Origin of the sequence: Massilia sp. CF038, assembly GCF_900129765.1 — a bacterium.
In the GTDB taxonomy this organism is placed as follows: domain Bacteria; phylum Pseudomonadota; class Gammaproteobacteria; order Burkholderiales; family Burkholderiaceae_D; genus Telluria_A.
Genome location: NZ_FQWU01000002.1, coordinates 1,141,650 through 1,153,978, shown reverse-complemented (window position 1 = coordinate 1,153,978; position 12,329 = coordinate 1,141,650). Strand labels below are relative to the sequence as shown.

The following is a 12,329-nucleotide window of genomic DNA, read 5'->3' as shown; positions in this document are numbered from 1 at the left end:
GGCTGGCTCAAGTCAGCGCGGGCGCATTCCAGGCTGAAGGGGAGAACAAATAGCCTTCGCCCCATACTGTCTTGATTTTTTCCGACTCGGCGTCGTCGAACTTGCGGCGCAGCTTGGAGATACAGTTATCGATACTGCGGTCGAGGCCATCGAATTCGATACCGCGCATTTTCTTCAATAGCGCATCGCGCGACAGCACATGCCCCGCTGACTCGGCCAGCACCAGCAGCAGCTTGTATTCCGTGTTCGAGAGCACACAAGGCTGGCCGCGCCAGGTGACGGTGCGGTCGCTCGCGGTAATGACCAGGGCGCCGAACGTCAGTGGCGCGCCTTCCGGTTCCGGCTTGCCATGGGCGCGCCGCATCAGCGCGCGCAGCCGGGCCAGCAGCACGCGCGGCTGGACTGGCTTGTTGAGAAAATCGTCGGCGCCCTGTTCCAGCAGCGACACTTCATCGTACGTATCGTCGCGCGCCGTCACGACCAGGATGGGCACATCGCTGCAATCGCGGATCTGACGGCAGACCACCATGCCATCGAGACCGGGCAACATCAGATCAAGCACCACCACATCGGGCATGGTTTCCTTGAAGCTAGCGAGAGCAGTATCGCCCCGCGTTACGAGCTCGACAGAGAACTCATAACTGCTCAAATACTCCGTTACCAGTTGCGCCAGGCGCAAATCGTCTTCCACCAGCAATACACGATACATGGCAATCTCCTTGGCCAGTATTGTATAAGAGCACGGCCCGGAGTGGACGGATGCACCCCGCCGACGACAAATCGATACATTTTCGTGACAACAACACTTTCACAATCGGGGTCAGACCTCAATACTGCAAGTTTTCGCAGGGCGGAGTCCGAACCTGTCGGGAAGTTTATGCGGGGCGCGCAGAAGCAGCCATGGAGATATGGGCACGCGGCGGCATATTCTGCGGTCTTCGCGAGGCATTGGATGGCCTCGCGAAGACGATTCCGAAGAAAATCGCGCGGAAATGTAGTATGAGCATTAGTTGCAGAATTGAGGTCTGACCCCGATTGTGCAACTTTTGGGCTTACTGGGACTTGAAGGTCCAGCTTTCAATGTGGCCGTTATCCTGCGCGGCGCGATCGGTGACACGCAGTTTCCATGTGCCCACCCGCGATTTGGCGCCGACGGCGACGTTGAAGCTGCGCTGGATGTTGTCGCCACTGCCGCCCGCGCGGTTCTGCAGGTTGTACACGGTGTTGTCCGGCCCGATCAGGTCGACCACGAGGTCGCCTACGTAAGGGTGGATGATGTTCACCTCCGCCGTGACGTTGCCCGCATTGCCGCTGCTGTTAACGGTCACCGGACTCGAGACGCCCGTGGCGTTGTTGTCGGGGATGGTGTAGTCGCCGGTGTTGCTGACCACGACAGCGCTGCTGGCCGGTGCGCCACGGAAGCCAGCCAGTACGGCGGCACGTTCGTTCAGCACGCGCGCATTGTTGTTTTTGGCAGTGGTGCCCATGGCAACGCCATCGCGCGTCTTGGCCGGGTTGGACCAGTAGTTCAGGCGCTTGCAGCCGTTCGGGCAGTCATAGGCCATGATGGTGCGCCAGTTGCGGTTCGGCGACAGGTAGCCGTGGCCCCAGGCGTAGGGCGTGGTGCTGTTGTCTTCTTCGGGATTGTGGCGCGCGCCGAACAGGTGGCCCAGCTCGTGACCAAAGGAGTAGTTGCCGGTGGCGCAGTCCGTCGTCACGGCAGCAAACGCCGACGTGGCCGAGGCGTAGATGGTGCCGTTGCCACAGGCGCTGTTGCCGTCGGTGAGCAGCACGCCCACGTCGGCTGCGTAGCTGTTGCGCTGGCCGTGGATCTCGTCCATCACGCGGTCGTCCACGTCGGCGTAACGGCTGCGGTCGGTGCTGTTGCTGCCGCTTTCGGTGTAGTTCACCAGGGCGGCATGCGCCAGTTCCACGCGTGCGTTGACGCCGGCGTTGACGTAGCCCTGGTTGGTTTCGGCAATGGCCAGGTCGATCAGGGCGTTGATATCGCTGGTGGTGCGCTTGGCCGCCGGGGTGTAATTGACCAGCACGCGAATCACGGGCGTCTCGGCCAGCGCGGCAGCAGCGGCGCCCACCCGGGTCGATGGTGCCGGCAGCGTGGCCGCTTCATTCAAGGCCAGCTGTTGCTTGTACTCTGGTTCGGTGTGGTCGCGCGGGAATTTGCGCAAGTCGATTTCGGCCACGCCGTGGGTGCCGTCCACGCCGGCGCGTATGCGGTACAGCTTGCCTTCGTGGTGCACCGAACCCGTGACTTTGCCATCGCGCACAACAAGGACGGTTTCTTCTTCGGCCGAGGCAGGCGTGCCGATCTCAGCATTGCTGTGCTTGCCGATCCACACCGTCGAACCGCTCTTGGTTTTGTAGCTGGTGAAACGGCGCGCATTGATCTGGCGCCCATCGGGCAGCGGCAAGGCCAGTTCGCCCGCGTTGACGGCAGCGGGATTGAGCTGCAAGCCAACGCGCGCGCTGCGGATCATGCGCTCGCCTGCAAAAGGCGCGCCCGCGACGCTGGCGCTGCCGCTGGCGGTGGCCCTGGCCGTGCTGCCGGGGTAAAACAGCGGTTCGGCGGCGAATGCCGTGGTAATGCCTGAAAGAAATAAAATAGTCCCTAAAGTCATGCGTGTAGCCATAATTTCTCCGTTTTTATGTGTAATTAATATTTTTATTTCAACTGTATGGTGCGTGAAGCAAGCTCCTTACGGCAATAGCCGAAAAGGAGCCGGAGAAGATTATCCAACATGCATGTGCCGGTATTGCGTATTGACGCCAAGTGTTACGAAATCGCGCCATCGGCCGAGCGGGCGGCCTGCCAACGCGCTTTGCTGAATCGACGTAGACTGTTGTTCGTTTACTTTTTTCTTCGGATGCCACGATGACTGCACTGACCGCTTTTCCCATCGCCGCCAAATGGCCGGCCCAACATCCTGAACGCCTGCAGCTTTACTCGCTGCCCACGCCCAACGGCGTGAAGGTCTCGATCATGCTGGAGGAAACCGGCCTGGCGTACGAACCGCATCTGGTCAGCTTCGAGACCAATGACCAGCTGAGCCCGGAATTCCTGTCGCTCAATCCCAACAATAAAATTCCCGCGATCATCGATCCGGACGGGCCGGGCGCCAAACCCCTGGCGCTGTTTGAATCCGGCGCGATTTTGCTGTATCTGGCGGAAAAAACCGGCCAGCTGCTGCCCCGCGATCCGGCGCGCCGCTACGAAACGATTCAGTGGGTGATGTTCCAGATGGGCGGGATCGGGCCGATGTTTGGTCAGCTCGGTTTCTTCCACAAGTTCGCCGGCAAGGAATATGAAGACAAACGCCCGCGCGACCGTTACGTGGCCGAGTCCAAGCGTTTGCTGGGCGTGCTGGACAAGCACCTGGCCACGCGCCAGTGGATGATGGGCGACGAGTACTCGATCGCCGACATTGCGATCTTCCCGTGGGTGAACAATCTGGTCAATTTCTATGGCGCGGGCGAGCTGGTCGAGTACGAGCGCTTTGCCAACGTCAAGCGGGCGGTAGCAGCCTTTGTGGCCCGCCCGGCCGTGCAGAAGGGCTTGAACATCCCTGCGCGCAAGAGCAGCTAGCAGCCTTGCAGCTGGGTGGCGAGCACTTGCTGGAAGCGCTCGCCGTCGTACACCCAGTGGTATTGCAAGGTATTGTTGTAGTGCGGATGGTAATCGACCGTGATGCCAGGTTCGGTGCCCAGGGTGCCGAACGAGAGCGTGAAATTGTCATCGTCCGGCGCCTGCGCTTCCATCAGAACCTGGCTGCGCCCGCGGAAAAATACCCGCACCACCACCTGCCCCGCCCACATGTCGTCGCCCACCGGCCCATCGACGCCGCCCACGCGCGGTAGATACTCAAGCGTGAAACGAATCGTTTCCTTGCCCAGCTGGTACTGGCGCTCGGCCAGGGTGCGCGGCAGTGCAGGTAGCGGATCTCCCAAAGCTTCCTGCCAGGCCGCACTGCTGATGGAGAAGCCGCCTTTGCGGGTTAAACGGAAAGGAGCAGGGGAGCGGTCTTTGGGCCAGGTGAAGGTATTGCTTTCCGGTTCAACGCCCGACGAATAATAGCTGGCCTTGCGCGCGTCCGGCATCGTCAAGACAGCCGTGTCGGCGCCGCGCAAAAAGACGTATTGCACGTCCCCGGTCAGCCGCATGCGCCGCACCAGCAGATCAGGCGTGGCATCGCCATCAATGTCGCCGATCCACAGCAACTCCTGGCGCGCGAACGCCATGCCACTGGACGCGGGCAGCAAGACCTGCGGCGCGCGACCCTCTGTTTTGCCGATGATTTCCAGGGAGCCTGCCAGCAGCTTGCCATCCGGCCGTTGCTGGCTGCGGGTGGACAGGGTCCATGCCTTACCCGCAATGATGACTTTGCTTTGCCAGCCCTGGCCCAGCACGTCGGTGGGCGCGGTGCCGGCAAAGGCGGCGGCGGGCAACGCGACCGGTACGCCGTTGTCGTCCAGTATGCGCACCGCAAACAGACTGTCCGGTGCCAGCTTGAGCGCCATTGCCGGCTTGATCAGCGCTGTCTTTGCCCCCTCGAGCATGCGGTCGGCATCCTTGCCCACGGCGCTGTGAAAACTGGCTTCGGTCAGCTGCGTGACCGGGGTCACGACCAGCGCATTGCCCTGCAAGGTCAGTCCGTACCAGCGTTGCTGCGCCAGCCAGTCGGCAGCGGCGACGTGCCTGGGCCGCGCATCCAGCGCGATGGGCGTGCCCGGCGCCGCCAGTTCCAGTGGCCTGGCCCAGGCCGCCACGCTGGTACACAGCGCGCCAGCGAGGAGGAGGATTCTTGTCGCCTGCATGGGCATGTCCTTGTTCTGCGTTGAAAGCAAAAAAGGCCCGGGTCTGGGACCGGGGCCTTTTCGTACTAGCTGTCGCCTGACAGTATTACACCAGGTTCTTCGCCACGAAGTCCCAGTTGACCAGGCCCCAGAACGTTTCCACGTACTTGGCGCGCAGGTTGCGGTAGTCGATGTAGTAAGCGTGTTCCCACACGTCGCAGGTCAGCAGCGGGGTGTCGCCATTGGTCAATGGGCAGCCGGCGTTGGAGGTGTTGACGATGTCGACGCTGCCGTCGGCTTTTTTCACCAGCCAGGTCCAGCCCGAACCGAAGTTGCTCACGCACGACTTGGTGAACTCTTCCTTGAACTTGTCGAACGAGCCCCACTTGGCGTTGATGGCGTCCGCCACCGCGCCTGCAGGTGCGCCGCCGCCGGCCGGCTTCATGCCGTTCCAGTAGAAGGTGTGGTTCCACACCTGGGCTGCATTGTTGAAGATGCCGCCGGAGGATTTTTTGATGATCTCTTCGAGCGACAGGTTCTCGAACTCGGTGCCCTTGATCAGGTTGTTCAAGTTGGTCACATAGGTCTGGTGGTGCTTGCCGTAGTGGTACTCGAGCGTTTCTTTCGAGATGTGCGGCGCGAGTGCGTCCATGGCGTACGGCAGTGGTGGCAGAGTATGTTCCATGTCTTATCCTTTGTTAGTTTTGAAAAGCGTTAATTCTTAGGAAACGGCCCTTATTGTAATTCGTCTTGCTGATCATTGCAGGCTATTCGAGTGCACCTTGCACGCTGGCCACGCCAACCTGGGCGCTGCCTTCGGCCAGCCGCACTTGAATGGCTTCGTGCACGCGGATCTGGCCCGGTGAGCGCAATACCTTGCCAGAGGCGTCACGCACGATGGCGTAGCCGCGTTCCAGCGTGCGTTGCGGGTTGAGCAGTTCAAGCTGGGCCGCCAGTGCGTCCAGTGCATGGCGGCGCCGCTGCAGCTGGTGCCCCAGGCTGCTGCCCAGCCGATGCTGCCAAGTGGCAATGTCCGAGCGCGCCGCGCGCACATCAGGGCGTTCGGTGCTCCAGCGCGCGCGCAGCTGCGCCAGTGCGTAGCTGTGCCGGTTGACCGGCGCGCGCACGGCGTGCGTGAGCGCAGTCGACAGCGCCACCAGTTTCAGGCGCTGGTGGCCGATCTGGGCCGATGGACTGAGCAGGCGGCGGCTCCAGTTGTCCAGATCCTGATTTGCTGCGCCCAGCGCCCGCTGCATGGCGCGTCGCAGGTCGGTGGCGTCGGCCGCCAGCGAAGCGAGCCAGTCGGCGTGCGGGGTGGCGGCCAGTTCGGCGGCGGCCGTTGGGGTGGCGGCGCGCATGTCGGCACTGAAGTCGGCAATGGTGAAGTCGGTTTCGTGGCCGATGCCGGCAATGACGGGCATGCTGCAGTCGGCAATGGCCCAGGCCACCACTTCTTCGTTAAAGCTCCACAGGTCTTCAATCGAGCCGCCGCCGCGGCACACCAGCAGCACATCGACCTCGGCACGGCGCGAGGCCGTGGCGATGGCACCGGCAATCCGTTCGGCCGCGCCCTGGCCCTGCACGGGTGCGGGGTAGAGCACGATGCGCACGTGCGGCGCGCGCCGCTTGAGGGCGCTGAGAATATCGCGCAGCGCCGCCGCCTGCGGGCTGGTGACAATGCCGATGGCGCGCGTGAACAAGGGCAGGGCGCGCTTGCGCTCGGTGTCAAACAGGCCTTGTGCGCCAAGCTTGTCTTTCAGGCGCAGGAAGGCTTCGTACAAGGCGCCGACGCCCGCGCGCCGGATGGATTCGACATTGATTTGGTAGTCGCCACGTGCGCCGTACAGGGTGACCAGGGCTCGCACTTCGACCTTGTCGCCTTCGCGCGGGATGAAGTTGGCGTACTGCGATTTGCCGCGGAACATGACAGCACGGACTTGGGCGGCGTCATCCTTGAGCGTGAAATACCAGTGCCCGGAACTGGCGCGCGTGAAATTGGAAATTTCCCCGCCAATCCAGGTCAGGGGAAAAGAGCGCTCCAGCAGGCGTGCGACCTGGGCGTTGAGTGCCGTGACCGTCAGTACGGGCGGCGCGGTATAGCTGCTGTCGGATTCAATCATGCTTTGGAATCTGTCCACAAAAAAAATCGGCGGTCATGCTTATGTCACATATCGCGCGAAACAACAAGGAATTTATCTAAGTATCTGATTATAAAAGAAAAACGCGCGTGCGTGTTTTAGTGGCACGGCGTGAAAAGCCTTACAGATCAAGGACTTTGCGCAAGGTGGTGGGACTTGCTCACAAAGTTATCCACAGAATGTGTGGGGAAGTGCACGCTGCTGGTCCTGTGCACTGGCGCATCAAAGTTGAGCAGTGGAAATTAATCGAGTCAAATCAAGCGCTTAGATGGGTGCTGCAAAGATTGTTAACAATCTTGTCCACATAAAGTGTGCAGAAAACGCGGATAAAGTTAGGCGGCGCCCAAGTTGGAACCGTGCGCTAGAAAGAGATCTGAAGAACAGCTGTGGCGCCGCTGGCGGTGGCGCTGCATGATTTTTGGGCAGGAAAACTTTTCCTTTTAGAATCAGACGCTTGACGGGCCTTGACCACCCTTGCGCACAGTATTATCCACAGAACTTGTGCAAAAAAGCGCACGCGCGTGCTGCTCTATTTTTTAGCGGCTTCAGAATTTACTTTGTATTCAATGACTTACCGTAGTGCCCCGTTGTTTGCACACAAAGTTGTCCACATAATTTGTGCACAGCCTTGCCTGTCGAGTGCTGCCTTCCTTTTGCGCACAGAGAGAATATCCAATGGAAACAAGCACTTGATGAACACGGCTTGCGCTTGCGCACAATGTTGTCCACATAAAGTGTGCAAAAGCGGGGACAACTCCGAAAATGCACTGCGAACCCTGTTTTCGGGGATAAAGATGCGCGGCAAAAGTGATCTGACCCTGGTTTCAGGGCTATTGATGCAAAAGTGCGCAGCTGGAGAATGTCGTTTGGAATCAAGTGCTTCCCCTCATGGCCCAGCCATTGCGCACAGTTTTATCCACAGAAGCTGTTCAGAACTCTTTGAGCAATTTTAATTTTTTACCTGCCTTGTTTTTATGCAATGACGATTTTTCCTTAAGAATCAAGGGCATGGGTGGGCTTAATGATTCTTGCGCACAATCTTATCCACATTGGATGTGCAGAACTGTACTTGCCGTCTCGCTGGCAACACGTTACATTGCCGGGGTTCGCTTCGATCCGCTTTTCCCCTTACTCAGGAGTTCGTTTTGTTCGCCATTTTTCAAGCTGCAGGCTGGCCTATCTATCTTTTGCTGATTGCCTCGATCGTCGCAGTCGCCCTGATCATTGAACGCGCCATTTATCTGCGCCGCTCCAAGCTGCTGCCGCGCGCTCTGCTCGACGAAGTCATCCGCGTTTATCACAACGGCAAAATCACCCCGGACATCATCGAGAAGCTGAAGAACAATTCGCCGCTTGGCACCGTTCTCGCTGCCGCCTTGCGCAACGTGGAAGCGCCGCGCGAAGTGATGAAGGAATCGATTGAAGAAGCCGGCCGTGGCGTTGCCCACCTGCTCGAGCGCTTCCTGACCACGCTTGGCACCATCGCGTCGCTGGCGCCGCTCATGGGTCTGTTCGGCACCATCGTCGGCATGATCGAAATTTTCGGCGCGCAAAACGCCACCGGCACCAACCCGGCCGTTCTGGCGCACGGTATTTCGGTGGCGCTGTATAACACCGGCTTTGGTCTGGCCATCGCCATGCCGGCCCTGATCGCTTACCGCCACTTCCGCGCGCTGGTGGATTCCTTCATCATCGATATGGAACTGCAGGCGGTCAAATTCGTCGACATCGTCCATGGTGCGCGCAAATGATGGACTTCCGCCGTGGCCAGAAGCGCGAGGATCCGGAGATCAATCTGATCCCGTTCATCGACGTGCTGCTGGTGATCCTGATTTTCATGATGGTCACCACGACCTACAGCAAGTTCACCGAGCTGCAGATCACGCTGCCGACGGCCGACGCTGAAAAAGCGCTCGACAAGCCGCTCGAGATCAACGTCACCGTTGACGCCAAGGGCAACTACACCGTCAACAATGTGCCGGTGGCCTTCCGCACCGTGGACGACCTGGCCCAGGACCTCAAGCAGGCCGCTGCCAATGCCAGCAATGGCCAGGCGCCAGCCGGCGGGGCGCAAAGCCCGGTCGTGATCGTCAACGCCGACCAGTTCGCGATGCACCAGATGGTCATCAACGTGCTGGAAGCGGCGCGCATTGCCGGTTACGACAAGCTGACCTTCGCCGCCCAGACCGGCGGCAAGAAGTAAGCGGCGGGCGCGGCAAGGCTGCGCCCGTTTTTCCTGATGCCTTCCCCCTCATCCCTCGAATCGACGCTGACGCGGGCCTGGCTCGCGCGCGGCGCGCTTGCTTGCGCGCTGTGGCCCTTGTCGCTGCTGTTTCGCGCGCTGTCCAGCGTGCGCGCGCTGATGTACCGCGTCGGCATCAAGCAATCAGCGCGCTTGCCGGTGCCGGTGGTGGTGGTGGGTAACATCTTCATTGGCGGGACCGGCAAGACGCCGCTGACGATCTGGCTGGCCGAGGTGCTGCGCGCAGCCGGTTTTACGCCCGGCGTGATCTCGCGCGGCCATGGCCGCAGTGGCGACGCGCCACTGGCCGTGACGCCTTCATCAAATGCGCAGGACGCAGGTGACGAACCGCTGCTGATCGCGCGCCGCAGCGGCTGTCCGGTAGTGGTGGGGCGCGACCGCGCCGCCGCCGGACGCGCGCTGCTGGCGGCCCATCCCCAGGTCGACATTCTTATTTCCGACGACGGCCTGCAGCACTACGCGCTGGCGCGCGACGTCGAGATCGTGCTGTTTGATGGCCGCGGTGCGGGCAATGGCTGGCTGCTGCCAGCCGGACCGCTGCGCGAACCGGCCTCGCGCCGGCGCGATTTCACGATCATCAATGCGCCCGTCATTACGCCGGCCTTGCGCGCGCAAGTGGGCGGCACGCCGTTTCGGATGCAGCTCGACGGGCTGGCTGCCGCGCCCTTGCTGGAACCGGCGCGGCAGCTGCCACTGGCGGCGCTGGCAGGCAAACGCCTGGTCGCTGCCGCAGGCATCGGTAACCCGGGCCGCTTTTTTGCGATGCTGCGCGCAGCGGGTCTGGAGATCGGCGAGTTGGCGCTGCCGGACCACCACGATTTTCTCGACGACCCGTTCGCGCAGGTCGACGCCGACATCATCCTGATCACCGAGAAGGATGCAGTAAAATGTGGGCAAATTGAACAACTCAGAAATGACCCGCGCTTGTGGGTCGTTCCGGTGACGGCGACGCTTGATGCGCCGCTGGCCGAACTCATTGTGGAGAAATGTCGTGGATGCTCGACTGCTTGATATTCTGGTCTGCCCGGTGTGCAAGGGCCCGCTCGACTACGATAAAAAGGCCCAGGAACTGACCTGCCGCCCTGACCGGCTGGCGTTCCCGATCCGCGATGGCATTCCCATCATGTGGGCGGACGAGGCGCGCAAGATCGAGCCGGTGTAAACGATGGGATTCATCGTCATCATTCCGGCGCGTCTGGCGTCAACGCGACTGCCGAACAAGCCGCTGGCCGACCTGGGTGGCAAACCCATGGTGGTGCGGGTGGCCGAACGGGCAGTGCTGTCGGGCGCCAGCCGCATTATCGTGGCGACCGACCATGCTGACATTGCCGCTGCCTGCACGGCGCACGGGGTGGAAGTGTGCATGACGCGCGCCGACCATCCGTCCGGCACCGACCGCATTGCCGAGGTGGCGCGCACGCTCAACCTGGCGCCGGAAGACGTGGTGGTCAATCTGCAGGGCGATGAGCCGCTGATCGATCCCGCTTTGCTGGCGGCCACCGCCAGCCGGATTGGTGCCGGTGTGCCGATGGCCACCTGCGCTCATCCGATCACGGAGGCGGCCGACGCCTTCAATCCCAACGTGGTCAAGGTGGTGCTGGACAAACAGCAGCGCGCGCTGTACTTCTCGCGTGCCACCATCCCGTGGGACCGCGATGGCTTTGCCGCCTCGCGCGCGGTGCTGCCGGCCGGGTATCAGCCGCTGCGGCACATTGGTTTGTACGCGTATTCGAATGCGTTTTTGCAGACCTATCCCGGTCTTGAGCCGGCACCGCTGGAATCGATCGAAGCGCTGGAGCAGTTGCGCGTGCTGTGGCATGGCTACCCGATCGCGGTGCATATCACGGACAGCGCGCCAGCGGCAGGGGTGGATACGCCCGAAGACCTGGAACGGGTCCGCAAGCACTACGCATAAACAGCGCGTGCGCTGGCACGAGGCCCGAAAACATCGCCCCCGCGCAGGCGGGGGCCCATACCACTTGTCCGAATTCGGTAAAGTGGCATGGCCGCCCGCCTGCGCGAGCGCGATGTAGCAGCTCGCGAAGGCGGGCCCGCAGGCGGGGGCCCATACCACTTGTCCGAATTCGGTAAAGTGGCATGGCCGCCCGCCTGCGCGAGCGCGATGTAGCAGCTCGCGAAGGCGGGCTCGCAGGCGGGGGCCCATACCACTTGTCCGAATTCGGTAAAGTGGCATGGCCGCCCGCCTGCGCGAGCGCGATGTAGCAGCAATTTTATGCAATGTACTTACTGCAGTCTTACCGAATAACAAAAACAGCTTGTTCTGCGCTGGATCAAGCAAAAATGGGGCAAATCGGGTCGGAATTGGCGTTTTCACATACTTTTGTGGTAAGTTTCGTACCAAGGTTCAGCATATGCATCACCACCAATTTTAAAATCTGCTTTAGGAATTTTCATGCGTCTCATTCTGTTAGGAGCGCCTGGCGCCGGCAAGGGCACCCAGGCTAACTTCATCAAGGAAAAATACAATATCCCGCAAATCTCCACAGGTGACATGCTGCGTGCTGCAATCAAAGCCGGCACTGAACTGGGCATGGCGGCAAAAAAAGTAATGGACGCAGGTGGCCTGGTCTCGGACGACATCATGATCGGCCTGGTCAAAAATCGCCTCAAAGACGCTGACTGCCAAAACGGCTACCTGTTCGACGGCTTCCCGCGCACCATCGCGCAGGCCGACGCCATGAAAGAAGCCGGCATCAATGTCGACTACGTGCTCGAAATCGCCGTGCCTGACGAATCCATCGTCGACCGCATGGACGGGCGCCGTTCGCATCCGGCATCGGGGCGCGTCTACCATATCCGCAACAACCCACCAAAAGTGGAAGGCATCGACGATGTCACCGGCGAACCGCTGATCCAGCGCGAAGACGACAAGGCGGAAACCGTCCAGAAACGCCTGGCGGTGTACCACAACCAGACCGAAGTCCTGCTCGGCTACTACAACGAGTGGGCGCAATCGGGCCAGCCTGGCGCGCCAAAATACCGCCGCATTTCCGGTGTCGGACCTGTTGACGCGGTCCGCGAGGCGGCATTCGCGGCCCTGGCCGAATAAGTATCGCAAGAAGCGGACCTCCTGGTCCGCTTTTTCATTGCGGATG

Annotated in this window: 12 protein-coding genes; 7 read left to right on the top strand and 5 right to left on the bottom strand. The window is 61.0% G+C overall.

Annotation, left to right across the window (positions count from 1 at the left end; genetic code table 11):
* Positions 1-7: 7 nt before the first annotated feature.
* Entirely contained in the window at positions 8-709 is a 702-nt protein-coding gene (locus tag BUC24_RS15560) for a response regulator (protein ID WP_073218013.1), read from the bottom strand.
* Between the two features lie 343 nt (positions 710-1,052).
* Positions 1,053-2,639, bottom strand: coding sequence for a proprotein convertase P-domain-containing protein (locus BUC24_RS15555; protein WP_073218011.1), 1,587 nt, complete (start codon positions 2,637-2,639; stop codon positions 1,053-1,055).
* 254 nt (positions 2,640-2,893) lie between these two features.
* On the opposite strand from BUC24_RS15555, the gene BUC24_RS15550 reads away from it, so the two are divergent.
* A complete protein-coding gene (locus BUC24_RS15550; RefSeq protein WP_073218008.1) occupies positions 2,894-3,604 on the top strand; it encodes a glutathione S-transferase N-terminal domain-containing protein in 711 nt (236 codons plus the stop codon).
* Here the strand turns inward: BUC24_RS15550 and BUC24_RS15545 are convergent.
* From BUC24_RS15545 to xseA, 3 genes are all read right to left on the bottom strand, one after another.
* Entirely contained in the window at positions 3,601-4,833 is a 1,233-nt protein-coding gene (locus BUC24_RS15545) for a hypothetical protein (protein WP_073218005.1), read from the bottom strand. The genes BUC24_RS15550 and BUC24_RS15545 overlap by 4 nt on opposite strands.
* A gap of 85 nt (positions 4,834-4,918) precedes the next feature.
* Positions 4,919-5,497: a superoxide dismutase [Fe] gene (sodB, locus tag BUC24_RS15540; protein WP_073218001.1), complete on the bottom strand. Its 579-nt coding sequence runs from the start codon at positions 5,495-5,497 to the stop codon at positions 4,919-4,921.
* A gap of 82 nt (positions 5,498-5,579) precedes the next feature.
* On the bottom strand, positions 5,580-6,932 hold the full coding sequence (xseA, locus tag BUC24_RS15535; RefSeq protein WP_073217998.1) for an exodeoxyribonuclease VII large subunit: 1,353 nt from the start codon (positions 6,930-6,932) through the stop codon (positions 5,580-5,582).
* A 1,163-nt stretch (positions 6,933-8,095) separates the two neighbouring features.
* On the opposite strand from xseA, the gene BUC24_RS15530 reads away from it, so the two are divergent.
* The 6 genes from BUC24_RS15530 to adk all read left to right on the top strand — a co-directional run bounded on the left by BUC24_RS15530 (position 8,096) and on the right by adk (position 12,283).
* Complete coding sequence (locus BUC24_RS15530; RefSeq protein ID WP_073217991.1) at positions 8,096-8,701, top strand: MotA/TolQ/ExbB proton channel family protein; 606 nt, start codon at positions 8,096-8,098, stop codon at positions 8,699-8,701.
* Positions 8,701-9,153, top strand: coding sequence for an ExbD/TolR family protein (locus tag BUC24_RS15525; protein WP_073220177.1), 453 nt, complete (start codon positions 8,701-8,703; stop codon positions 9,151-9,153). Before BUC24_RS15530 ends, BUC24_RS15525 begins: the two co-directional genes overlap by 1 nt.
* A 36-nt stretch (positions 9,154-9,189) precedes the next feature.
* The gene (gene lpxK, locus BUC24_RS15520) at positions 9,190-10,224 is read left to right on the top strand and encodes a tetraacyldisaccharide 4'-kinase (protein ID WP_073217988.1); all 1,035 of its coding nucleotides are present in this window, start codon (positions 9,190-9,192) and stop codon (positions 10,222-10,224) included.
* The gene (locus BUC24_RS15515; protein ID WP_073217986.1) at positions 10,205-10,375 is read left to right on the top strand and encodes a Trm112 family protein; all 171 of its coding nucleotides are present in this window, start codon (positions 10,205-10,207) and stop codon (positions 10,373-10,375) included. The genes lpxK and BUC24_RS15515 overlap by 20 nt, the downstream gene beginning before the upstream one ends.
* Before the next feature lie 3 nt (positions 10,376-10,378).
* Positions 10,379-11,128, top strand: coding sequence for a 3-deoxy-manno-octulosonate cytidylyltransferase (kdsB, locus tag BUC24_RS15510; RefSeq protein WP_073217984.1), 750 nt, complete (start codon positions 10,379-10,381; stop codon positions 11,126-11,128).
* Between the two features lie 498 nt (positions 11,129-11,626).
* Positions 11,627-12,283 carry an adenylate kinase gene (gene adk / locus BUC24_RS15505; RefSeq protein ID WP_073217981.1) on the top strand — a complete coding sequence of 219 codons (657 nt, stop codon included), beginning with the start codon at positions 11,627-11,629 and terminating at the stop codon, positions 12,281-12,283.
* Positions 12,284-12,329 lie beyond the last annotated feature (46 nt).